At 64.6% G+C, this 23,670-nt stretch carries 16 protein-coding genes; 13 read left to right on the top strand and 3 right to left on the bottom strand.

Annotation, left to right across the window (positions count from 1 at the left end; all coding sequences use genetic code 11):
• Nucleotides 1-83: 83 nt before the first annotated feature.
• On the top strand, nucleotides 84-2,942 hold the full coding sequence (locus ASD28_RS08585; RefSeq protein WP_056126345.1) for a TonB-dependent receptor: 2,859 nt from the start codon (nucleotides 84-86) through the stop codon (nucleotides 2,940-2,942).
• Between the two features lie 77 nt (nucleotides 2,943-3,019).
• On the opposite strand, the gene ASD28_RS08590 is transcribed toward ASD28_RS08585, so the two are convergent.
• Nucleotides 3,020-5,131, bottom strand: a complete 2,112-nt coding sequence (locus ASD28_RS08590; protein ID WP_056126349.1) for a GGDEF and EAL domain-containing protein — start codon at nucleotides 5,129-5,131, stop codon at nucleotides 3,020-3,022.
• Nucleotides 5,132-5,240: 109 nt separating this feature from the next.
• Complete coding sequence (locus ASD28_RS08595; protein WP_056126351.1) at nucleotides 5,241-6,026, bottom strand: hypothetical protein; 786 nt, start codon at nucleotides 6,024-6,026, stop codon at nucleotides 5,241-5,243.
• 408 nt (nucleotides 6,027-6,434) lie between these two features.
• Here ASD28_RS08595 and ASD28_RS08600 point away from each other — a divergent pair, with 408 nt between their 5' ends.
• The 11 genes from ASD28_RS08600 to ASD28_RS08650 all read left to right on the top strand — a co-directional run bounded on the left by ASD28_RS08600 (nucleotide 6,435) and on the right by ASD28_RS08650 (nucleotide 21,174).
• Entirely contained in the window at nucleotides 6,435-7,775 is a 1,341-nt protein-coding gene (locus ASD28_RS08600; protein WP_056126353.1) for an MFS transporter, read from the top strand.
• Between the two features lie 18 nt (nucleotides 7,776-7,793).
• On the top strand, nucleotides 7,794-8,744 hold the full coding sequence (locus ASD28_RS08605) for a glycoside hydrolase family 43 protein (protein ID WP_056126356.1): 951 nt from the start codon (nucleotides 7,794-7,796) through the stop codon (nucleotides 8,742-8,744).
• Nucleotides 8,745-8,755: 11 nt separating this feature from the next.
• Nucleotides 8,756-9,814: an aldose epimerase family protein gene (locus tag ASD28_RS08610; protein ID WP_056126357.1), complete on the top strand. Its 1,059-nt coding sequence runs from the start codon at nucleotides 8,756-8,758 to the stop codon at nucleotides 9,812-9,814.
• 21 nt (nucleotides 9,815-9,835) lie between these two features.
• Nucleotides 9,836-10,723, top strand: a complete 888-nt coding sequence (locus ASD28_RS08615) for an SMP-30/gluconolactonase/LRE family protein (protein WP_056126359.1) — start codon at nucleotides 9,836-9,838, stop codon at nucleotides 10,721-10,723.
• Nucleotides 10,724-10,863: 140 nt separating this feature from the next.
• A complete protein-coding gene (locus tag ASD28_RS08620) occupies nucleotides 10,864-12,606 on the top strand; it encodes an IlvD/Edd family dehydratase (protein ID WP_056126361.1) in 1,743 nt (580 codons plus the stop codon).
• 73 nt (nucleotides 12,607-12,679) lie between these two features.
• Nucleotides 12,680-13,672: an AraD1 family protein gene (gene araD1 / locus ASD28_RS08625; protein WP_056126363.1), complete on the top strand. Its 993-nt coding sequence runs from the start codon at nucleotides 12,680-12,682 to the stop codon at nucleotides 13,670-13,672.
• Nucleotides 13,669-15,249, top strand: a complete 1,581-nt coding sequence (locus ASD28_RS08630; RefSeq protein WP_056126365.1) for an aldehyde dehydrogenase (NADP(+)) — start codon at nucleotides 13,669-13,671, stop codon at nucleotides 15,247-15,249. Before araD1 ends, ASD28_RS08630 begins: the two co-directional genes overlap by 4 nt.
• Nucleotides 15,250-15,314: 65 nt before the next feature.
• Entirely contained in the window at nucleotides 15,315-16,082 is a 768-nt protein-coding gene (locus ASD28_RS08635) for an SDR family NAD(P)-dependent oxidoreductase (RefSeq protein WP_056126368.1), read from the top strand.
• Nucleotides 16,083-16,252: 170 nt separating this feature from the next.
• Nucleotides 16,253-17,806 carry an alpha-N-arabinofuranosidase gene (locus ASD28_RS08640; RefSeq protein ID WP_056126370.1) on the top strand — a complete coding sequence of 518 codons (1,554 nt, stop codon included), beginning with the start codon at nucleotides 16,253-16,255 and terminating at the stop codon, nucleotides 17,804-17,806.
• Between the two features lie 3 nt (nucleotides 17,807-17,809).
• A complete protein-coding gene (locus ASD28_RS08645) occupies nucleotides 17,810-18,814 on the top strand; it encodes an arabinan endo-1,5-alpha-L-arabinosidase (protein WP_307167801.1) in 1,005 nt (334 codons plus the stop codon).
• Nucleotides 18,811-21,174 carry a glycoside hydrolase family 127 protein gene (locus ASD28_RS08650; RefSeq protein WP_056126372.1) on the top strand — a complete coding sequence of 788 codons (2,364 nt, stop codon included), beginning with the start codon at nucleotides 18,811-18,813 and terminating at the stop codon, nucleotides 21,172-21,174. The genes ASD28_RS08645 and ASD28_RS08650 overlap by 4 nt, the downstream gene beginning before the upstream one ends.
• Before the next feature lie 123 nt (nucleotides 21,175-21,297).
• Here ASD28_RS08650 and rsgA read toward each other — a convergent pair whose 3' ends face one another.
• Nucleotides 21,298-22,326 (bottom strand): ribosome small subunit-dependent GTPase A, encoded by a 1,029-nt coding sequence (gene rsgA / locus ASD28_RS08655; protein ID WP_056126374.1) that lies wholly within the window; start codon nucleotides 22,324-22,326, stop codon nucleotides 21,298-21,300.
• 371 nt (nucleotides 22,327-22,697) lie between these two features.
• On the opposite strand from rsgA, the gene ASD28_RS08660 reads away from it, so the two are divergent.
• Nucleotides 22,698-23,660 carry an ABC transporter substrate-binding protein gene (locus ASD28_RS08660; protein ID WP_056126376.1) on the top strand — a complete coding sequence of 321 codons (963 nt, stop codon included), beginning with the start codon at nucleotides 22,698-22,700 and terminating at the stop codon, nucleotides 23,658-23,660.
• Nucleotides 23,661-23,670 lie beyond the last annotated feature (10 nt).

Consider the following 23,670-nt stretch of genomic DNA (forward strand, 5'->3'; position numbering starts at 1 on the left):
GATCGATCATTGCCGGGTCTCTAACATTCAAAACATGCCAGTTGAGAAGTCAATATTTCTATAACTAGAAACACAGGAGACGTATGAAATCGCAATTATCTGCACGTCCTTTGGCCCTGAAGGTGTCCGTGACTGCGTTGATGGGCGCCGGCCTGCTCACCAGCGCCTCGGTATGGGCGCAAGCGGCCCCCGAAAAGACAGAGCCGGTCGAGACCGTGGTGGTCACCGGCGTCAAGGCATCGCTGATCAAGAGCCTGGCGATCAAGCGCACCAACGACCAGGTCGTGGAATCGGTCGTTGCCGACGACATCGGCAAGCTGCCAGATAACAATGTCGTCGAAGCGCTGCAGCGCGTGACGGGCATCCAGGTCACCGACCGCGCCGGCGGCGAAGTCGGCACCCTGTCCATCCGCGGCATGCCCGACGTGCAGACCACCTGGAACGGCCGCACCATTTTTACCGCCTCCGGCACGCAGGTCGCGCTGCAGGACATTCCGTCGACCCTGGTGCGCCAGATCGACGTCTACAAGACGCGCGATGCCAGCCAGCTGGAAACCGGTATCGCAGGCCAGATTGACGTCAAGTCGCTGCGGCCGTTCGATTTCAAGGGTTCGAAGGTGTCGCTGTCGGCGCGTGAAACCTATCTCGATCCCGCGAAGAAGGGGAACCCGCAGCTCAGCGGCATGTTGAGCAACCGCTGGCAAACCGGCTTCGGCGAATTCGGCGCCCTGGTCAATCTGTCGGATACCAAGACGAAATACCGCAATGAAAGCGTGGCGCCGGGTGCGATGGTGCCGTTCGTCAGCCCCAATGCCGCCGAAGACCCCGCCGGTTATACGCCCTTGCAGCGCATCACCGATACCAGTATCTGGACGCCTGGTACGCGTCCCGGCTTGCCGAGCGCGGCGGGTTCGACGCTGGATTTCAACGGCAAGGCGTATCCGTACTACCTGTCGCGTGACGCCATTTTCCAGAACGACCTTCAGGGCGAGCGCGAGCGTCCTTCCGCCAACATCGCCCTGCAGTGGAAACCGAACAGCGATTCGATCTACACCTTCGAATCGATGTACAACGGTTATCGTAACAAGACCTTCAACAAGCTGTTGTTCAGCTTCGTCGACTGGTGGGGCGATCTCGGCGCCAACCCCGCGGGGTCGATCACGACGTTCCCGGGAACGAACATCATCCAGAGCCGTACGGTCAACAACGTCTATGGCTTCAACAGCGGCGACTACACCACGTCGGCAACCGATTCCTACGTGTATGCCCTGAACGGCAAATGGGACCTTGGCGACCGCCTGAAGCTGGAAGGTGACGTGTCGTACCAGACGAGTACCTATCACTCGGAATTCACCGCCACCCGCATCGATCGCGTTGCGCCGTCCATCAACGTCAAGTTTAATGACGGCAACAACAACACGGCGTTCCATTTCAACAACGATGCCGACCTGACCGACCCGAGCAAGTGGAATGTCGCGCAGTTCTACGATAACGCCAACCGCAACAAGGGCAGCGCCGCGACGGCCAGCCTGGCGGGCGTCTTCGATGCCGACTGGGGTGCGCTGCAGACGCTCCAGTTCGGCGCGCGCTTCGACGACCGCAAGGCGTCGGAGGCCAACCGGGCGCAATCGGCCTTCCTGGGCCGCAGCCTCGCCTCCCTGGGGCCGGAGTATGCCTCCGTCAACTCGAACTTCGGCACGGCGATCTCGGACGTTCCGCGCTCATGGGTGGAGGCCAATGCCTACTACATCCGTGACCATATCGATGACTGGCGCAAGCTTTATAACTCGGTCGATGCGAACTTCCTGACGTCGGACAAACTGAGCCTGCAGAAGACGTTCGACGTCGATGAAAAGACGACCAACCTGTTCCTGATGGGGAATACCCAGAACGACCTGTTCGGCCATCGCCTGCGCGGCAATTTCGGCGTGCGCTACGTCAAGGTCAAGACCGACATGAACTTCTACAAGGTGGATGCGACCACCAAGGCGGTCACGGCGTCCAGCGCCAGCAAGTCGACCAACAAGTTCCTGCCGAGCATGACCCTGATTTACGACCCATCCAAGGACGTCGTGCTGCGCTTCAACTATGGTGAAACCCTGCGCCGCCCGAGCTTCGGTGATCTGAATCCTGTCTATCAACTCGGTGATGACGTCTCGCGGGTCGGTTATGGCTCGGGCAGCGGCGGCAATCCCGACCTGAAACCCACGCACTCCAAGAACCTCGACCTGACGGCTGAGTGGTACTTCCAGAAGGACAGTGCACTCTACGGTACGCTGTTCAAGCGCAAGATCGACGGCCTGATCGTGAATACGCGTCGCAAGGTTCACGTCGATCCGGCGGACGACCCGTTCCGCAACTCGACCGGAGGCGGCGACCATACGAACGGCTATGACTATGTCATCAGCTCGCCGGCGAACGCATCCGACGGCACCATGAAGGGCGCCGAGCTCGGCTTGATCTACTTCCCGAAGTGGCTGCCGAGCGCGCTGGACGGCTTCGGCATCCAGGCCAGCTATACGCGCCTCACCTCGTCGCAGAACGTGCCCGAGGTTAATGATGCCGGTGTCATCGTCTCGCAGCTCGAGACACCGTTCTTCGGCGTGTCCAACAAGTCCTACAACGCCACGCTGGCGTACGAAAAGGGCCCGATCAGCGCGCGCTTGTCCCAGGTCTGGCGCTCGGGCTTCCTGGCCTCCAACGAAGCCGCGTTGTTTGCCAATCCGATCGGTATCTGGCGTCATCCGGAGAAGAGCGTGGACATGCAGATCTCCTACAAGATCAACGACAACACGACGCTCGACATCAGTGGTGTCAACCTGACCAACGAAGTGCAGCAGGCCTATTACCACTTCGGCACCGCGGGTAACGCGCAGCTGACCAATTTCGGTACGCTCCAGATTGGACGTTCGGTCGCGGTTGGCCTGCGCTGGAAGTTGTAAGACCCTGGGGTCGAACGACCCCGCCAGCCGGACAGGGCGTTGCTCGGTTCATACCCGCAACGCCCTTTTTCATGGTCCTAGGGCTTGCATCCTGGACCGGCCTGGTTTGGCGCCGCGGTCTGCGCCAGCAGCAGCGCCCGGAAATCGTCCGACCGCATCGGCTTGCCGATCAAATAGCCCTGCAACACGTCGCATCCGGTCGAGCGGATGGCTTCCTTCTGCAGCTCCGTCTCGATCCCCTCGCAGATCACGTCCAGCTTGAGCGACTTGGCGAAGGCGATGACACCGTTGACGATGTCCAGGCAGCGCCGGTCCTGCTCGATCTCGCGCACGAACGAGCGGTCGATCTTGATCGCGGTGATCGGCAACGTGCGCAGGTACGACAGGTTCGAATAGCCGGTGCCGAAGTCGTCGAGCGCGATGCGGAAACCGTCGCGCTGCAGTGAGCGCAGCACCGCCGCCGCCTTGTCGATGTCCTGCATCAGCATGCTCTCGGTGACTTCCAGCTTGATGCACTCGGGGTCCAGGTCGTAGCGGTTGACGAGGTTCTTCAGCAGCGGCGGCAGGTTTTCGTCCGTCAGCTGGCGCGGCGAGACGTTCACCGCCATGCGCAGCCGGTAGCCCAGCAATTCCCATTCGCGCGCCTGGCGGCACGCTTCTTCGCACACCCAGGCGCCGACGGCCGTGATGGCGGGCGAGCCTTCCAGCATCGGCAGGAACAGGTCGGGGGCGAGCAGCCCGAGGCGCGGATGTTCCCAGCGCAGCAGCGCCTCCGCACCGACGACGGCGCCGTTCACGGCGCTCACCTGCGGCTGGTAGAACAGCACGAACTGGCGGCGCTCAAGGGCGGAGAACACGTCCTGGCGCAGTTCCAGGCGCTGCTTGAGCAGGTGGCGCGCGGCCGTCGAGAAGATGGCGTATGTGTGGCGGCCATTGTCCTTGGCCTCGTACATCGCCGCGTCCGCGTTGTTGAGCAGCTCGTCGGCCGAATACTCGCGGCCGTTGCCGATCGCGATGCCGATGCTGCCGCCCACCGTCACGTAATGGCCGTCGACGGCGATGGGCGTCGCGAGGTGCTGCAGGACGGCCGCGGCCACACCCTTCGCGCCATCGGCGTTCATGCCTTCGAGGACGACCACGAACTCGTCGCCGCTGATGCGCGCGACCGTGATGCCGGCGCCGGCGAGGCTGCCCAGGCGCCGTCCGATTTCCTGCAAGGCCATGTCGCCCGCGCGGTGGCCATGGGCGTCGTTGACTTCCTTGAAGTGGTCGAGGTCGACGAACAGGACGCCGACCGGGCGCTCGTCCTCGACCGATCGTGCCAGCGCCTCGTCGAGCGCGCGCAGGCAACTGAGGCGGTTGTGCAGGCCCGTCAGGCTGTCGTGCGTGGCCAGGTGCAGCAGCCGCGTCTCCGCTTCCTTGCGCTCGGTGACGTCGGCGAAGAACGCGGTGACGCCTTCGCGCGACGGGTACACGCGCAATTCGAGCCAGATGCCCAGCGGCGCGTAGAAGTTCTCGCAACGGGCGACTTCGCGGTCGTGCATCGCGTGCTGGTAGGCGTCGTAGAACGGGCCGCCGACGGCTTCCGGGAACTCAGTCCACATGTTCTTGCCGACCAGGTCTTCCGGGCGACGGTCGATCCAGGCCGCGCCGCGCGCGTTGACGTACGTGAAGCGCCACTCGCGGTCGAGCGACACGCAGCCGTCGGAGATGCTCTCAAGGACGGTGCTCAGGCGTTCGCGCGCCTGCACGGCGGCCTGCTCGGCTTCGACGACTTCCGTCACGTCCTGCAGGAAGGCGACGAAGTGGGTGGGCGTGTCCCCGTTCTCGCGCACGGGAAACAGGTGCATGCGGCACCAGAACGGGGTGCCGTCCTTGCGGTAGTTGCGCAGCAGCGCGGTGCAGATCTCGGCGCGCTCGACGCAGTGGCGGATCAGCGCGATCTCGGGCTGGTCGCGGTCGTCGCGCTGCAGGAAGCGGCAGTTGCGGCCGACGACTTCGTACAGCGCGTAACCCGTCATCCGTTCGAACGCGGGGTTGACGTAGGCGATGGGATTGTCCGGCAGGCTCGCGTCGGAAATGATGATGCCCGTGTTGCTCGCCTCGATCAGTCGCTTGAAGAACGGCACCGGCAACTGTTCGATCTTGTCGAGGAGGGAGCGGACTTCTTCGGGAGAACAATTCTGCATGATCGTCTACCTTGGCGCTGGACGTTACCAGTGTAACGCCGCCTGAGGCCGGCATGCAGCACGAAAGACAGCGGCGTCCGCAGGTTGTTGCCTATGGGATGGGACCGGTTCAATCCACGCCAAGCGCCGCCATTTTCGCCCGTAGCGCCAGCCGGTCCGCATCGATCTGCGCGCCGTTCGTCTGGCGCGACAGCGCGGCCTTGTCCTTGCGGCCGAGGAAGTACGCGATGCGCTCGGCGTTGGCGCCGGACGGGTGCGGGATGCCGTGCAGGATCCGGTCCGCATCCAGCACGCCGCGCGCCGCGAGCCAGTCGAGCGCGAGGCCGACTTTCGGGCCCAGCGGCACGTACACCGCATCGGGCAGCGACGCCGCTTCGGCCGCGAAATAGTCGAGCAGCTGGGCCTGCAGCAGCGGCGTCGTCAGCATGTTCGGCGCCGCGCCGTTGTAGTTCTTGTCCTTGACGAACACGGGGTGGCGCAGCACGGCCGTCACGTGCATCAGGTGCGCGTGCGCGCCGAACAGCGACGCGCAACTGGCGATGCCGAGCCAGCGCTGCAGGCCCACGTGGTCGAGCAGGGCGACGAGGTTCGGCCGGATCGCCCCGGAAAACGCGCCGGTGTACTTGGCCGCCTTCAGCACCTCGTCCTGCGCGGCACCTTGCGCCAGCAGGCGCCGCGCCTCGCGCACGGCGTTCTTCCATTGCACGAAGCCGGGCGAGATGCCGACAAGGACGAGCCGCGCCCCGTGGTTCACGTAATCGAACGGGATGTAGTGCGCGCTGATGGTGCCCGCGCGCGCCAGCAGGAAGCCGGCCGGGATCTGGGCGGGCGTGGTCGCGAGGTCGGGATCGGTGTCCAGGATGAGGTCGCGGAACGTGGAAAAGGTCGCCTGCATGAAATTGTCAAAAGTGAGGATACCTCGCATTGTGCCACGTGAAATCGTTGTCATACTGCCCGATCCGCGCCTACACATATAAAAAACGATATCGAAGTTGCGGAAAAATTGATTGGATCGTTCTCGATGTTGCGCCTAACATTACCGATGAGCATGCCAGTTCAGAAGCCGTTCAGGGCTTCGAAAACATAACAATACTTATATGGAAATTGGAGACGATATGGAACCCTCCGCATCGGGCCGTTTCGCGCCCGCCGCCCGCACCTTTGCATCGGGCCGTTACGACAGAATCGTGGGCTTTGCCCTCCGTTGGAAACACTGATTCAGGTTTCTAATCACTAGGCAATAATCAGGGTGCTGCGCGGAACGAATCCGGGTAGCACCTTTGTCGTTTGGAAAGAGGTCCGTATGCACACCCAGAAACTCTCCACGCTCGAAAAAGTGGGCTTCGGCGCCGGCGACATGGCGCTCAACGTGGTGATCTCATCGATGATGCTGATCATCACTTTCTTCTACACGGACGTCTATGGACTCAAGACGACCGACCTCGCGCTGCTGTTCGTGCTCGTCAAGATCGTGGGCGCGATGTCCGACCTGGTCGTCGGCCAGATGACGGACAGTTTCCTGTCCCGCTGGGGCCGCTATCGGCCGTATTTCCTGTTCCTCGCGATCCCGTACGGCCTGTCCGTGTACGCCGTGTTCAGCACGCCGGACTGGAATTACGACGCCAAGCTCGTGTGGGCCTATTCCACCTACGTCATCATGACGCTGATGACGTCGGGCGTGGGCGTGCCGTACATCTCGCTGATCAGCGGCCTGACGAGCGACCCGCAGGAGCGCCTGTCGGCCAACGGCTACCGGCTGTTCCTCGCGAAGGTCGGCGCGTTCATGGTCACGATCGTCGTGCCGATCCTCGCGCAGCGCTGGGGCCACGGCAACCAGGCCGCCGGCTACCAGGCGGCGATGGCCCTGATGGCGGTGCTGGGCGTCGTGCTGTTCCTGTTCACGTTCTTCACGACGACCGAACGCGTCGTCTATAAAACGAAGCGCCAGCCGCTGCTGGAACAGATCGCGGTGCTGGCCCAGAACGACCAGTGGCTGATCCTGTGCGCGGTCTGCGTGACGGGCACCATCGGCTACGTGATCCGCGGCTCCGTCGCGATCTATTATGCCAAGTATTATCTGCACGGCGACACGGAGACCGTGTCCGCCTTCCTGTCGACGGGCGTCGCGGCCGCGATCATCGCGATGGTCGTGTCGACGTGGGTGACCAAGTTCTATTGCAAGGTCAAACTGTTCCGCTACACGCAGCTGATGGTGGCGGTGCTGTCCGTGATGATCTATTTCCTGGTCAAGCCGGGCGACACGGCGCTGGCCTTCTTCCTGTACTTCCTGCTGTCGCTCGTCGTCGACCTGCACGCGCCGGTATTCTGGTCCGCGATCGCCGAAACCATCGACTATGGCCAAGTGAAAACGGGCAAGCGCGTGTCGGGCTTCGCGTTCGGCGGCATCTCGGTCGCGCAGAAGGCCGGCATGGGACTCGCGGGCGGCATGGTCGGCCTGCTGCTGAATTATTTCCACTACCAGCCGAACCAGGAACAGAGCGCGCTGGCGCTGCAGGGCATCGCCCTGATGCTGTCCGTGATTCCCGGCTTCTTCCATTTCCTGATGGGGGCGCTGATGTTCAAGTACCGTATCAGCGATGAGTATTACTCTACCGTCAAGGAAGACCTCCGCGCCAGCGCGTGATTCACCAGCGAGACCAATATGCAAGACACCATACTGAAACCCCTCATCGAACAACGCGCCGACCCATATATCTACAAGCACACGGACGGCTATTACTACTTCACCGCCTCGGTCCCGCAATACGACCGCATCGAGCTGCGCCGCGCGAAGACGATCGCGGAACTGGCCGCCGCGCCCACCGTCGACGCGTGGATCAAGCCGGACACGGGCCCGTACAGCGAGCTGATCTGGGCGCCCGAACTGCACTTCAACATGGGCGCGTGGTACGTCTATTTCGCCGCCGCGCCGAGCCGCGAGATCAAGTACAAGCTGTTCCAGCACCGCATGTACGCGATCCGCAATACCAACGCGAATCCGCTCGAAGGCACGTGGGAATTCATGGGCCAGGTCGACACGGGCATCGACACGTTCTGCCTGGACGCGACCACGTTCAACCACAACGGCCAGCTGTACTACCTGTGGGCGCAGAAGGACAATGAGATCGAAGGCAATTCGAACCTGTACATCGCGAAGATGAAGACGCCGTGGCAGATCGAAGGCAAGCCCGTGCTGCTGTCGAAGCCCGAACACGATTGGGAGATCCGCGGCTTCTGGGTCAACGAAGGCCCGTCCGTCCTGCGCCGCAACGGCAAGATCTTCATCTCGTATTCCGCCAGCGCCACCGACGAGAATTACGCGATGGGCCTGCTGTGGGCCGACGAGAATGCGGACCTGCTCGATCCGGCCGTATGGACAAAGTCGCGCGAGCCCGTGTTCCGTACATGCTACGATCACGGCATCTACGGACCCGGCCACAACAGCTTTACCTATGCTGAAGATGGCGACACCGTCATGCTCGTCTACCACGCGCGCACTTATACGGAAATCGTCGGCGATCCGTTGTGGAACCCGGACCGCCATACCTTCGTCAAACCGCTGCGTTGGGACGAGAACGGCATGCCGGTATTCGGGCGGCCATCTACCCTCTGAGGAATAACAACGTGCAAAACGGAATTACCCAAGCGCCGTTCGGGACCTTGCCCGACGGTCGGCAAGTCAACCAGTACACGCTCAAGAACAATAACGGCATGGTCGTCAAGGTGCTGGACTTCGGCGGCATCATCACCGAGATCCACGTCCCGGACCGCGATGGCGTCTTTGCCGACGTCGCGCTCGGCTTCGAAACGCTCGGGCCCTATGTCAAGGACAGCCCGTATTTCGGCGCGCTGATCGGCCGCTACGGCAACCGCATCGGCAAGGGCCGCTTCACGCTCGACGGCAAGGAGGTCCAGCTGACGACCAACAACGGCAACAACCACCTGCATGGCGGCGATCCGGGCTACGACAAGGTGTTGTGGACGGCCGCTGCCGAAGGCGACAGCCTCGTCCTGCGCTACCACAGCCCGGACGGCGAGCAGGGCTATCCCGGCAACCTCGACGCCACCGCCACGTATGTGCTGACCGACGACAACGAGATCGTCGTGCGCTTCCACGCCGTCACCGACCAGCCGACCCCCGTCAACCTCACCCAGCACAGCTATTTCAACCTGGCCGGAGCAGGGCAGGGCGACATCCTCGCCCACGAGATCACGATCGACGCGGATAAATTCGTGCCCATCGATGCGGAATCCATCCCGTTCGGCGAACTGGCCCCCGTGACGGGCACGCCGTTCGATTTCCGCAAGCCGCGCGCGATCGGCGAGCGCATCACGCAACCGGACAAGCAACTGCGCCACGGCACCGGCTACGACCATTGCTGGGTGCTGAACAAGCACCTGGGCGACAAGGGCCTGAAGCGCGCCGTCCACGTGTTCGAGCCCACGACGGGCCGCGTGCTCGAACTGTTCACGCAGGAACCGGGCGTGCAGTTCTACAGCGGTAACTTCCTCGACGGCTCGCTGAGCGGCAAGGGCCATCCCTGGATTTTCCGCAGCGGCTTCTGCATCGAGCCGGAACACTACCCGGATTCGCCGAACCAGCCGACGTACCCGAACACGATCCTGCGTCCGGGCGAGGTCTATGAAACGGAATCGCGCTTCCGCTTCTCGGTGGCGCAATAAGTCAATCAGGAGAGACGCTACATGATGGAACTGGCGGTGGATGGCCGAAATGTACTCGGCGAGGGAATCATCTGGGACGACAAGGGCGCGTACCTGTTCTGGACCGATATCGAAGGCAGCGAACTGTGGTCGCACGCCCCCGCGACAGGCGCGTTGCAGCGCTGGCCGCTGCCCGAGCGCCTGTGCTCGATGGCGCTGACGCACGACGACGGCCGCCTGCTGCTGGGCCTCGCCTCCGGCCTGGCGTTCTTCGATCTCGCCAGCGGAGACCTCGACCGCATCTGCGACGTCGAGGCAGACCTGCCCACCACGCGTCTCAACGACGGCCGTACCGACCGCCAGGGCCGCTTCGTGTTCGGCGTGTTCAACCAGGCCGAGAACCCGAAGGAGCCGATCGGCGGCTTCTACCGTCTGAACCACGACCTGTCGCTGGAGCGCCTGCCGCTGGGCGGCGTCGCCATCGCCAACAGCATCTGCTTCAGCCCGGACGGCCGCACGATGTATTACGCGGACTCCGGCACGCGCGAGATCCGTTGCTGCGACTACGACCCGGACACCGGCGCAGTGGCTAACCTGCGCGAATTCGCGGCGGCCGACGCGGCCCCGGGCGATCCGGACGGCTCGACGATCGATGCGGACGGCTATCTGTGGAGCACGCGCTGGGGCGCGGGGCAGGTCGTGCGCTTCGCCCCGGACGGTACTGTCGACCGTGTATTGACGCTGCCGGCGCCGCAGCCGACCTGCCCGGCGTTCGGCGGCCCCGGCCTGGACATGTTGTATGTCACTTCCGCAACAGTCGGCCTGCGCGCCGGCCAACTGGCGGATGCACCAAAATCGGGCGGTGTGTTTGCAAAATCGCTAACAATTAAGGGCTTGGCAGAGGTCAAATTCGCTGGTCAGCGCCGATAGCGGTAACAGCGATGTCGATAACGATATCGATTGCTGCTAAAAATTGATTGGAAAGTTATCTTAGCGGCCTTTAGACTTCCTTCATCGCTGAGCTGGACGACGACAAGGGTCGCTCAGATTACAAAAACGACGGAGGAAGAATGTCCGAGACAAAAAAGAAGCCCACCCTGCGTTCCGCAGCGTGGTTCGGTACCCAGGACAAGAACGGCTTCATGTACCGGAGCTGGATGAAGAACCAGGGTATCCCCGATCATGAATTCCAGGGCAAGCCGATCATCGGCATCTGCAACACCTGGTCCGAACTCACGCCCTGCAACGCCCATTTCCGCAAGCTGGCCGAGCACGTCAAGCGCGGCATCCTGGAGGCGGGCGGCTTCCCGGTCGAATTCCCCGTCTTCTCGAACGGCGAGTCGAACCTGCGCCCGACCGCCATGCTGACCCGTAACCTGGCCAGCATGGACGTCGAAGAATCCATTCGCGGCAACCCGATGGACGGCGTCGTCCTGCTGGTCGGCTGCGACAAGACCACGCCGGCCCTGCTGATGGGCGCCGCGAGCGTCGACATTCCGGCCATCGTCGTCACCGGCGGCCCGATGCTGAACGGTAAGCTGAACGGACAGGACATCGGCTCCGGCACCGCCGTCTGGAAACTGCACGAGCAGGCCAAGGGCGGCCAGATCTCGATGCACGACTTCCTCGCCGCCGAAGCCGGCCATGCGCGCTCGGCCGGCACCTGCAACACGATGGGCACCGCGTCGACGATGGCCTGCATGGCCGAATCGCTCGGCGTCTCGCTGCCGCACAATGCCGCGATCCCCGCCGTGGATGCGCGCCGCTACGTGCTGGCGCACATGTCGGGCATGCGCATCGTCGAGATGGTCAACGAAGACCTGAAGCTGTCGAAGATCCTCAAGCGCGAGAACTTCGAGAACGCGATCCGCACGAACGCCGCGATCGGCGGCTCGACCAACGCCGTGATCCACCTGAAAGCCATCGCCGGCCGCATGGGCGTGCCGCTGGAACTGGAAGACTGGACCGCCGTCGGCAAGGGCACCCCGACCATCGTCGACCTGCAGCCGTCCGGCCGCTTCCTGATGGAAGAGTTCTATTACGCCGGCGGCCTGCCGGGCGTGCTGCGCCGCCTGGGCGAGAGCAACCTGCTGCCGCACAAGGACGCGCTGACCGTGAACGGCAGGACGATCTGGGAAAACGTCCAGGACGCGCCGATCTACAACGACGAAGTGATCCGCAAGATCGACAACCCGCTGATCGACGACGGCGGCATCTGCATCCTGCGCGGCAACCTGGCCCCGCGCGGCGCCGTGCTGAAGCCGTCGGCCGCATCGCCGCACCTGATGAAGCACCGCGGCAAGGCCGTCGTGTTCGAGGACTTCGACCACTACAAGGCGCGCATCGTCGATCCCGACCTGGACGTCGACGAGAACTCGATCCTCGTGATGAAGAACTGCGGTCCGAAGGGTTACCCGGGCATGGCCGAAGTGGGCAACATGGGGCTGCCGCCGAAGCTGCTGGCGAAGGGCATCACCGACATGGTCCGCATCTCCGACGCGCGCATGAGCGGCACCGCCTACGGCACCGTCGTGCTGCACGTGGCGCCGGAAGCGATGGCCGGCGGCCCGCTGGGCATCGTCAAGGACGGCGACTTCATCGAACTCGATTGCAAGGCCGGCCGCCTGCACCTGGACGTGCCGGAAGACGAGATCAAGACCCGTCTCGCGGACCGCGCCGAGAACCAGAAGGAAGCGCCGCGTACCGGTTACGCGGGCCTGTACCTGGATCACGTGCTGCAGGCGGACGAGGGTTGCGACTTCGACTTCCTCGTCGGCTGCCGCGGTTCGGCCGTGCCCAAGCATTCCCATTGATAGCTTGACGCTGGACGCGTGAACGGCTTGGCCGTTCCCGCGTCCATGTCATTCTGAACGAACGGATTCCACCATGCTGCTCATCCAATACAAATCAGCCGCCGGCGACCGCCGCGTCGGCATCCTGAACGGCGACACCGTCACCGCCATCACCGGCTACGCCACCACGCTGGAACTGGCCAAGGCCGCCATCGCGCAGGGCAAGAGCCTCGCCGCGCTGGCCGACGCATCCGCCACCGGCGACAAAGATTCCTACGAAGCGATCGCGCAGGCAGGCCGCGTGCTGGCCCCGATCGACCACCCGGACGCCGCCCACACCTACGTCACCGGCACGGGCCTGACGCACCTGGGCAGCGCCGACGCGCGCGACGCCATGCACAAGAAGATCGGCGGCGACGTCGAGTCGCTGTCGGACTCCATGAAGATGTTCCGCATGGGCGTCGAAGGCGGCAAGCCGGAAGCGGGCAAGGCCGGCGTGCAGCCGGAATGGTTCTACAAAGGCGACGGCTCGATCGTGCGCGCCAGCGGCCAGGACATGGAAATGCCGGACTTCTCGCTGGACGGCGGCGAAGAGCCGGAGATCGCCGGCCTGTACGTGATCGGCGACGACGGCCAGCCGTACCGCGTCGGTTTCGCGATCGGCAACGAGTTCTCGGACCACGTGACGGAACGCCAGAACTACCTGTACCTCGCGCACTCCAAGCTGCGCAACTGCGGCGTCGGCCCGGCGCTGCTGGTCGGCGAACTGCCGGCCCACGTCGAAGGCGTGTCGCGCATCCGCGCAGCCGACGGTGCCGTGCGCTGGGAAAAAGCGTTCGTGTCGGGTGAGCAGAACATGTCGCACACCATCGGCAACCTGGAATACCACCACTTCAAGTACGGCCTGTTCAACCGCCCGGGCGACGTGCACATCCACTTCTTCGGCACCGCGACCCTGAGCTTCGCCGACAATATCAGCGTGCAGGCCGGCGAGACGTTCGAAGTCGAATCGCCGCAATTCGGCCCCGCGCTGCGCAACAAGCTCGCCGTCCAGTCCACCCAATTCGCAAAAGTTAACACGTTATGACCATCGCACAAATCACGGGCGAAGCCCTCATCGGCGGCGTCGCCCAGCGCGGCGCCGGCGGCTCGTTCAAGGCCTGGAATCCGGGCGCGCGCACGCACATCGAACCCGCCTTCAACATGGTCGACATCGGCCAGATCGACCAGGCCTGCAGCCTGGCCGGCAAGGCGTTCGACGTCTTCCGCAACACGACCGACGACGAGCGCGCTGCGTTCCTCGACACGGTCGCCGAGCAGATCATGGCCCTGGGCGATGCCCTGGTCGAGCGCGCGATGGCGGAAACCGGCCTGCCGCGCGGCCGTATCGAAGGCGAGCGTGGCCGCACCTGCACCCAGCTGAAACTGTTCGCCAGCCTGCTGCGCGAAGGGTCGTGGCAGGATCCGCGCATCGACCCGGCCCTGCCGCAGCGCACGCCGCCGCGTCCGGACCTGCGCAGCCGCCTGATCGGCGTCGGCCCTGTCGCCGTGTTTGCCGCATCGAACTTCCCGCTCGCGTTCTCCGTCGCCGGCGGCGACACGGCATCCGCCTTCGCGGCCGGCTGCCCGGTCGTCCTGAAGGCCCACTCGGCCCATCCGGGCACGTCGGAACTGGTGGCGCGCGCCGTCGTGAAAGCCGTCGAACTGTGCGGCCTGCCGGCCGGCACGTTCGCGCTGCTGACCGGCACGGGCAACGGCATCGGCCAGGCGCTCGTCGCGCATCCGGCCATCCAGGCCGTCGGCTTCACCGGTTCGCGTTCTGGCGGCACCGCACTGATGGCCGTCGCCGCGGGCCGCCAGCAGCCGATCCCGGTCTACGCCGAGATGAGCAGCATTAACCCGGTGTTCCTGCTGCCGCAGGCGCTGGAACAGCACGCCGAGCGCATCGGCCGCGAATTCGCCGCGTCGCTGACCTTGGGCGTCGGCCAGTTCTGCACCAACCCCGGCCTCGTGCTGGCGATCGACGGCCCGGGCCTGTCCACGTTCTGCGCCGCCGCCACGGCCGCGCTGAACGACACGCAGCCAGCCACGATGCTGTCCGCCGGTATCGCGTCGAGCTTCCGCCGCGGCGTCGCCGCGCTGGGCAGCAACGAAGCGGTGACCACGCTGCTGCGCCTGGAGCACGAAGAGAACCAGGGCCACGCCGCGCTGTTCCGCGTGGAAGGCGATGCCTTCCTGGCCCGCAAGGAGCTGCACGAAGAAGTGTTCGGCCCGGCCTCGCTGCTGGTCGTGTGCAAGGACGTCGAGCAGATGCGCGCCATCGTCGAGCACCTGGAAGGCCAGCTGACGGCCGCGATCCACCTGGAAGAGGGCGACATCGCAGCGGCGCAGGTCCTGCTGCCGACGCTGGAGCGCAAGGTCGGCCGCATCCTGGCCAACGGCTTCGGCACCGGCGTGGAAGTGGCGCACGCGATGGTGCACGGCGGTCCGTTCCCGGCCACGGCGGACGGCCGCAGCACCTCGGTGGGCACGGGCGCGATCTTCCGCTTCCTGCGCCCCGTGGCGTACCAGAACCTGCCGCAGGCCCTGCTGCCGGCGGTGCTGCGCGACGAGAACCCGCGCGGCATCTGGCGCCGCCGCGACGGCGCGCTGGGCAAGGAATAAGTACGAAAGATGGCGGCGCCGGGGGGGATCCTGGTGCCGCTTACAATAAGATTTAGGAGACGACGATGGGACCTTTAGCCAAGTACGGTAGCCTCGAAGGCAAACGGGTATTCGTGACGGGCGGCGGCAGCGGGATCGGTGAAGCGATCGTCGCCGCGCTGGTGGAGCAGGGTGCGCTGGTCGGCTTCGTCGACATCATGCGCGATGCCAGCGAGGCATTGGTGGCGCGGCTGGCAGCGGCTGGCCACACGGCCCCGATCTACCGCTACTGCGACATCACCGACATCCCGAGCCTGCAGGCCGTGATGGCCGAGATGGCCGCCAAGCTGGGCGACTTCGACGTCATCGTCAACAACGCCGCCAACGACCAGCGCCACCAGATCGGCGACGTGTCGGTCGAATACTGGGACGAGCGCATCGCCATCAACCAGCGTCCGATGTTCTTCACCGTGCAGGCCGCGCTGGAAGGCATGAAGCGCCGCGGCGGCGGCTCCGTCATCAACTTCAGTTCGATGTCGTGGCACGCCAAGAACCCGAACTACCCGATTTATGCGACCACGAAGGCATCCGTGATCGGCCTGACGCGCTGCCTCGCGCGCGACCTGGGACAATTCAACATCCGCGTCAACACCGTGACGCCGGGCTGGGTGATGACCCAGCGCCAGATCGACCTGTGGCTGGACGAGGCGGGCGAGGCCGAGATCGCGCGTTCGCAATGCCTGCCGGGCAAGCTGATGCCCGAGGATATCGCCGCGATGGTGCTGTTCCTGTCCGCCGACGACAGCAAGATGTGCACGGGGCAGGAATTCATCGTCGATGCCGGGTGGGTGTGACGGATATACCGTCGCATTTCCGATCCCGTCACTACCTTCAAGACCGTCATTCCCGCGCACGCGGGAATCCATACTGAGCCTCTCCGGCACGTGTCCTATGGATTCCCGCTTCCGCGGGAATGACGGCTGTTAATGCAATCACCTTAACGACCAAAACAAACGGAGACCACATGAAGGCATTCCAACCCAAAGTTCTCGCCCTCGGCCTTGCCGCCGCATTCTGCGCCGGCGCCGCGTTCGCCCAGGTGAACGTCACCGTCGACGCGTCCAAGCCGGGCGCGGTGATCGACAAGGACGTCTACGGCCAGTTCGCCGAGCACCTCGGCACCGGCATCTACGGCGGCCTGTGGGTTGGCCCGGATTCGAAGATCCCGAACACCAAAGGGTGGCGCAACGACGTCGTCGGCGCGCTGAAGGACATGCACGTGCCGCTGGTCCGCTGGCCGGGCGGCTGCTTCGCCGACGAATACCACTGGCGCGAAGGCATCGGCCCGCGCAACAAGCGTCCGGTGAAGGTCAACACGAACTGGGGCGGTGTGCCGGAAAACAATGCGGTCGGTACGCATGAATTCTTCGACCTCGTCGAGATGCTGGGCGCGGACGCCTACGTCAACGGCAACCTGGGCACCGGCACGCCGCAGGAAGCGGCCGAGTGGATCGAGTACATGACGTCGGAAGGCAAGTCGACGCTGGCTGAACTGCGCGCGAAGAACGGCCATCCGGCGCCGTTCAAGGTCGCCTATTTCGCCATCGGCAACGAGTCGTGGGGCTGCGGCGGCAACATGCGTCCCGAGTACTACGCCGACCTGTACCGCCAGTGGAACACGTTCCTGAAGGCGCCGCAGCACCTGCGTCCGAAGATGATCGCCAGCGGCGGCACCGGCGACGACACGGCATGGACCGACATCCTGTCGCGCGACCTGAAGGGCCGCACGGACGGCATCAGCTTCCACTACTACACGCTGCCGACCGGTAAATGGGAAGTGAAGGGCGCCGCCACCGGTTTCCCGGAATCGGAATGGTTCTCGACGATGTCGCAGACTTTGCGCATGGAAGACTTCGTCCGCAAGAACGTCGCGATCCTCGACAAGAACGACCCGGAGAAGAAGATCGGCTTCGACGTGGACGAGTGGGGCACCTGGTACGACGTCGAGAAGGGCACCAACCCGGGCTTCCTGTTCCAGCGTAACACGATCCGCGACGCCGTCGTGGCCGCGCTCAACTTCAACATCTTCCATGCCCACGCCGACCGCGTGCGCATGACGAACATCGCGCAGATGGTCAACGTGCTGCAGGCGATGATCATCACCGACAACGAGAAGATGCTGCTGACGCCGACCTACCACGCCTTCAAGATGTACGTGCCGTTCCAGGGCGCGACGTCGCTGCCGGTTTCGCTGTCGAACAACACGACCTACGGCTCGAACGGCCAGGGCGTGCCGGGCATCAGCGCGTCCGCCGCGAAGGCGAAGGATGGCAAGACCTACGTCGCCCTCGTCAACACGAACCCGCATGAGGCAACCGACGTGGTCCTGAACGTCGCCGGCCAGAACGTCGGTGCCGTGCGCGGCCAGCTGCTGACGGCCGATGCGATGGACGCCCACAACACCTTCGAGCACAAGGACGCCGTGAAGCCGGTGCCGTTCAGCGCCACCGCCAGCGGCGGCAAGCTGACGATCAAGGTGCCGGCCAAGTCGGTGCTGGTCGTGGCTGTGGAAGGCTGACGCGTGAAGGTGCACGCAATCGCGGCAACGATGCTGCTGGCCGGGGCGGCCCACGCCGCCCAGGTCGGCGTGCACGACCCCGTGATGGCGAAGGACGGCAACACGTACTACCTGTACAGCACCGGCCCCGGCATCACGTTCTACTCGTCGCCCGACATGCTGCACTGGAAGCCGGAAGGCCGCGTGTTCGCGGGCGAACCCACGTGGGCGAAGCGTGCGGCACCTACGTTCAACGACCATATCTGGGCGCCGGACGTTCACAAGCACAACGGCCGCTGGCTGCTGTACTACTCGGTGTCCGGCTTCGGCAAGAACACGTCGGGCATCGGCGTGACGGCCAATGCGACGCTCGACCCGCGCGCGCCGAACTACCGCTGGGAAGACCAGGGCATGATGGTGCAGTCGGTGCCGGGCCGCGACCTGTGGAACGCCATCGACCCGAACGTCGTCGAGGACGACAAGGGGCAGGGCTGGATGAGCTTCGGCTCGTTCTGGGGCGGCATCAAGCTCGTGAAGCTGGACGACAGCTGGACGAAGCTCGCCGAACCGCAGGAATGGCACACGATCGCGCGCCGCGAGCGTCCCGCGTTCACGCCGGACGAGGACGCGGCACCGGCCGAGATCGAAGGACCGTTCATCTTCAAGAAGAACGGTTACTATTACCTGTTCGTCTCGTGGGGCCTGTGCTGCCGCGGGCCGAAGAGCACGTACCACGTCGTCGTGGGACGCGCACAGGACGTCAAGGGGCCGTACCTCGACCGCCAGGGCAAGGATATGGCGAAAGGCGGCGGCTCGCTCGTCGTCAAGGGCGACAAGGACTGGAAGGGCCTCGGCCACAACAGCGCCTACACGTTCGACGGCAAGGACTACCTCGTGCTGCACGCCTACGAGACGGCCGACAAGTACAAGCAGAAGCTGAAAGTGATGGACATCCGCTGGGACAAGGATGGCTGGCCCACGGTGGACGCCAAAGACCTCAACAAGTATGTGAGCGAAGAACTGAAATGAAGCTGACCCGGATCGCCGCGCTGTTGTTCACCCTGGGCGCGACGTGCGCCCAGGCCGCCGACCTGTTCCCGCTGCAGGCCGTGCGCCTGGGGCCCAGCCCCTTCCTCGATGCCCAGACGACGGACCTGAACTACCTGATGGCGATGGAGCCGGACCGCCTGCTGGCGCCGTTCCTGCGCGAAGCGGGGCTCACGCCGAAGCAGCCCAGCTACGGCAACTGGGAATCGTCGGGCCTGGACGGCCACATGGGCGGGCACTACCTGTCGGCCCTGGCGTTGATGTACGCGTCGACCGGCGATGCGGAAGTCAAGAAGCGCCTCGATTATTTTGTCGCGGAGCTGAAGCGCGCGCAGACGGCCAACGGCGACGGTTACGTGGGCGGCGTGCCCGGTGGCCGCGCCGCGTGGCGCGATGTCGCCGCGGGCAAGCTCCATGCGGACAACTTCTCCGTCAACGGCAAGTGGGTCCCGTGGTACAACCTGCACAAGGTCTACGCGGGGCTGCGCGACGCGTACCGCTATGCCGGCAACGAAGATGCGAAGGCGATGCTGATCGCGATGGCCGACTGGGCGCTGCGCCTGACCAGCCGCCTGACGGACGAGCAGATGCAGCAGATGCTGAAGGCCGAACACGGCGGCATGAACGAGGTGCTGGCCGACGTCGCCCAGATGACGGGCGATTCGCGCTACATGGACCTGGCGCTGAGGTTCTCGCACCAGGCCATCCTGCAGCCGCTGGAACAGCACGAGGACAAGCTGACGGGTCTGCACGCGAACACGCAGATCCCGAAAGTCATCGGCTTCAAGCGCATCGGCGAACTCACAGGCCGCAAGGACATGGCGGATGCCGCCGCGTTCTTCTGGCAGACCGTCGTCGACCACCGCACGGTGGCCATCGGCGGCAACAGCGTCAGGGAGCACTTCCATGACGACAAAGATTTCAGCCCCATGATCAACGAGGTCGAGGGGCCGGAGACCTGCAACACGTACAACATGCTGAAGCTGACGGAGATGCTGTTCGAGACCTCGGACAAGGCCTCCTACGCCGACTACTACGAGCGCGCGCTGTACAACCACATCCTCGCGTCCGAACACCCGGGCACGGGCGGCTTCGTGTACTTCACGCCGATGCGTCCGAACCAATACCGCGTGTATTCGCAGGTGGACCAGGCGATGTGGTGCTGCGTGGGCTCCGGCATCGAGAGCCATGCGAAGTACGGCGAATTCATCTACGCGCATGAAGAGAGGGATGGAAAGGCGGCGCTGTTCGTGAACCTGTTCATCCCGTCGACGCTCGACTGGCGCGAGAAGAACGTCAAGGTCACGCAGGCGAACAACTTCCCCGACCAGGCCAGCACGCGCATCACTGTCGACGGCGATGCCAGGTTCGCGCTGAAGATCCGCTATCCGGCCTGGGTCGCGCCGGGCAAGCTGGCCGTTAAGGTGAACGGCAAGGCCGTGAAGGTCGATGCGGCACCGGGCAGCTACGTCAGCATCGAGCGTGCGTGGAAGAAGGGCGACCGCGTCGACGTCAGCCTGCCGATGACGATGCGCCTCGAGCAGATGCCGGACAAGTCGAATTACTACGCGGTGCTGTACGGGCCCGTCGTGCTGGCCGCGAAGACGAATCCGTTCCCGACCGAGCACCTGAACTTCCTCGCGGACGATTCGCGCATGGGCCACAGCCCGTCCGGCCAGGTATGCCCGCTGGAGGCGGCGCCGACCTTCGTCTCGGACAGCAAGGATTTCACCCGGCGCTTCAAGCCGGTAAAAGGCAAGCCGCTGACGTTCACGGCGTCCGGCGTCGTGCAGGGCGGGGCGGGGTCGTCGACGGAATTCATCCCGTTCTTCCGCCTGCACGACTCGCGCTACATGATCTACTGGCAGCAGAGCACCCCGGCCGAATTCGCCCGCATGAAAGAAGAGAACGCGGCGAACGAAGCGGAGCGCCTGGCGCTGGACGCGCAGACCATCGACCAGGTGGCGCCGGGTGAGCAACAGCCGGAATCGGACCACGGCTTCAAGGGCGAGGGCGCGGACGCGGGCCTCAACAACGGCCGCCACTGGCGCCATGCCACCAAGTGGTTCAGCTACCAGTTGAACGATCCCAGGCACGAAGCGAAGGCGCTGCGCCTGACGTTCGCGCGCGGGGACGCGGGCCGCAGGTTCGACATCGTCGTCGATGGGCAGCGGATCGCCGAAGTGGAACTGGCAGCCGGCGAGGCGCAGGAATTCTATACGCGCGACTTCGCGCTGCCGCCCGCGCTGGTGCAGGGCGCGAACGGCAAGCTGGAAGTCAAGTTCGTCGCGAAGGAAGGCTCGATGGCGGGTGGGTTGTACGGGCTGCGATTGATGCGTTGACCTCCGATCCGTCGTCCCCGCGAAGGCGGGGACCCAAGTTGCACGCGTCAACGCGGCGCATGCAGAGCTTGGATCCCCGCCTGCGCGGGGATGACGTTTTTACGCAGCGGTATTAACGTGGCGCTAACGCTTTGCCTGTGCCCGCGCCCTCGCCATCTTGTTCAACACCTTCCACCTGGCCCGCTCCGCGATGCGGTCCAGCGGCGTCGCCGCCGCATGCCGCACCTCGCGCAACAGCTTGTGGTAGTTGCGCAGCCGGTCCGCATCCACGGCGCCGCGCACCGCGCATCCCGGTTCCTCCACGTGCGTGCAGTCGTGGAAGCGGCAGTGCGCCGCCAGCGTCTCGATGTCGTCGAACGCCGCGTTGACGTCGTCCTCGTCGGCGTCCGGCTGCCAGCTGCGCAGGCCCGGCGTATCGATCACGCAGGCGCCGCCCGCGCACAGGTGCAGCGAGCGTGACGTCGTCGTGTGGCGGCCGCGGTCGTCGCCCTTGCGTACGCCGCCCGTCTGCTGCTGCGCGCCGGTCAGCGTGTTCGTGAGCGTCGACTTGCCCACGCCGGACGTGCCGAGCAGGACGAGCGTCTGGCCTTCTCCCGTCCATGGCGCCAGCGTGTCGGCCGCGCCGGCTTCCTGCGGATGCGCGCGCACCACGGGCACCGTCGCCGGCAGGCGCGCGCCCACTTGCGCCGCTTTCGTATCCGCGTCGGGCACGAGATCGCCCTTCGTCAGCACGATCACGGGCGCCACGTCGCAGGAGCTGGCCACCATCAGGTAGCGCTCCAGCCGGCGCAGATTGAAATCGCCGTCGAGGCCCATCACCAGCAAGGCAGTGTCGACGTTGGCCGCGAGCCGCTGGCGCGTGCCGTGGGCATCGCGCCGGACCAGTTCATTCAGCGGGTCGACGAGCGTGTGGACCCACGCTTCGTCTTGCTCGTTGAGGTCGAACAGCACCCAGTCGCCGACGGCAAGCGAGGCGTCGAGGGATGGATGCGGCCGGGCGGGGAATTCGCGCAGGCCGTCGTGCAGGACGAGCGACGTGCGGTGCACGCTCGCCACGCGCGCGGGTCGTCCGCGGTCGTGCAGGGCGAGGCGTGCGGCGATGGGGTTGGTGAGTCCGATGCGGCGCAGTGCCGCGATATCGAAGGCTATCATGGTCGTTGTGTTCCTGTTGCGAAGCGCGCGGACGCGCGGGCACGCTGCCGCACGCAATAAGCTGCGGCGGCAACGGTGGATTCGGTCAGGGAAGGTCGGCGCGGCTGGCGCGCCCATTCGCAACGACGATGAGCGACGACGGTGATCGGCGGAGAAAGGCGGTCAGGCGGCCGACGGGAGGGCAATATCCGGCTGGTTCATGGGGCGCTCCTCGTCAGTGAATGAAAAGGCAAGTATAGCGCGGCGGCTCGGCCATGCAACCGACATTTGTATTGATGTCGAAATGGATATGTCTACCGTCAAAAAAATGATTGGATAGATATGTCAGTTCTGTCATAGTATCCATGCACAACAATTCCGGAGACTAAGTGATGATCATCACCCGCAGGACCCTCCTGGGCGCAGCTGCCGCCATCGCGTGCGCCGCCGCCATCCCGGCATTCGCCGCCAAACCCCTCACGATCGGCTTCTCGCAGGTCGGTGCCGAAAGCGAATGGCGCACCGCGAATACCGCCTCGATCAAGGACGCCGCCAAGAAGGCCGGCGTCAACCTGAAATTCGCCGACGCCCAGCAACAGCAGCAGAACCAGGTCAAGGCCATCCGCTCGTTCATCGCCCAGCGCGTCGACGTGATCGCGTTCTCGCCGGTCGTGGAAACCGGTTGGGAGACCGTGCTGCGCGAAGCGAAGAACGCCAAGATCCCCGTGATCCTGACCGACCGCGCTGTCAAGGTCACCGATCCGTCGCTGTACGTCAGCTTCATCGGTTCCGACTTCGTGGAAGAGGGCCGCCGCGCCGGCCGCTGGCTGCTGGATTACGCCAAGAAGAATGGCGACAAGCCGCTGAACATCGTCGAGCTGCAGGGCACGACCGGTGCCGCGCCCGCGATCGACCGCAGGAACGGTTTTGCCGAAGTCATCGGCACGAATCCGAAGCTGAAGGTCATCCGCTCGCAGACCGCCGACTTCACCCGCGCCAAGGGCAAGGAAGTCATGGAAGCCTTCCTGAAGTCGGAAGGCAAGAAGATCAACGTGCTGTACGCGCACAATGACGACATGGCCATCGGCGCGATCCAGGCCATCGAGGAAGCGGGCCTGAAGCCGGGCAAGGACATCATCATCATCTCGATCGATGGCGTGAAGGGCGCGTTCGAAGCCATGAAGGCCGGCAAGCTGAACGTGACGGTCGAGTGCAATCCGCTGCTCGGTCCGACGCTGATCCAGACGGCGCAGGACGTCGTGGCCGGCAAGCCGGTCCCGAAACGCATCGTCGTCAACGAGGGCGTGTTCCCGGCTGAGGTGGCGGCGAAGGAACTCCCGAACCGCAAGTACTGATCGGGCGGGG

It is taken from the genome of Massilia sp. Root133 (genome assembly GCF_001426525.1).
Taxonomy (GTDB): domain Bacteria; phylum Pseudomonadota; class Gammaproteobacteria; order Burkholderiales; family Burkholderiaceae_D; genus Telluria; species Telluria orientalis.

Coding starts and splice junctions, on each gene's coding strand:
- ASD28_RS08630 (WP_056126365.1), top strand. CDS start 13,669: ATGACCATCGCACAAATCACGGGCGAAGCCCTCATCGGCGGCGTCGCC.
- ASD28_RS08585 (WP_056126345.1), top strand. CDS start 84: ATGAAATCGCAATTATCTGCACGTCCTTTGGCCCTGAAGGTGTCCGTG.
- ASD28_RS08605 (WP_056126356.1), top strand. CDS start 7,794: ATGCAAGACACCATACTGAAACCCCTCATCGAACAACGCGCCGACCCA.
- ASD28_RS08640 (WP_056126370.1), top strand. CDS start 16,253: ATGAAGGCATTCCAACCCAAAGTTCTCGCCCTCGGCCTTGCCGCCGCA.
- rsgA (WP_056126374.1), bottom strand. CDS start 22,326: ATGATAGCCTTCGATATCGCGGCACTGCGCCGCATCGGACTCACCAAC.
- araD1 (WP_056126363.1), top strand. CDS start 12,680: ATGCTGCTCATCCAATACAAATCAGCCGCCGGCGACCGCCGCGTCGGC.
- ASD28_RS08595 (WP_056126351.1), bottom strand. CDS start 6,026: ATGCAGGCGACCTTTTCCACGTTCCGCGACCTCATCCTGGACACCGAT.
- ASD28_RS08660 (WP_056126376.1), top strand. CDS start 22,698: ATGATCATCACCCGCAGGACCCTCCTGGGCGCAGCTGCCGCCATCGCG.
- ASD28_RS08650 (WP_056126372.1), top strand. CDS start 18,811: ATGAAGCTGACCCGGATCGCCGCGCTGTTGTTCACCCTGGGCGCGACG.
- ASD28_RS08620 (WP_056126361.1), top strand. CDS start 10,864: ATGTCCGAGACAAAAAAGAAGCCCACCCTGCGTTCCGCAGCGTGGTTC.
- ASD28_RS08615 (WP_056126359.1), top strand. CDS start 9,836: ATGATGGAACTGGCGGTGGATGGCCGAAATGTACTCGGCGAGGGAATC.
- ASD28_RS08600 (WP_056126353.1), top strand. CDS start 6,435: ATGCACACCCAGAAACTCTCCACGCTCGAAAAAGTGGGCTTCGGCGCC.
- ASD28_RS08590 (WP_056126349.1), bottom strand. CDS start 5,131: ATGCAGAATTGTTCTCCCGAAGAAGTCCGCTCCCTCCTCGACAAGATC.
- ASD28_RS08635 (WP_056126368.1), top strand. CDS start 15,315: ATGGGACCTTTAGCCAAGTACGGTAGCCTCGAAGGCAAACGGGTATTC.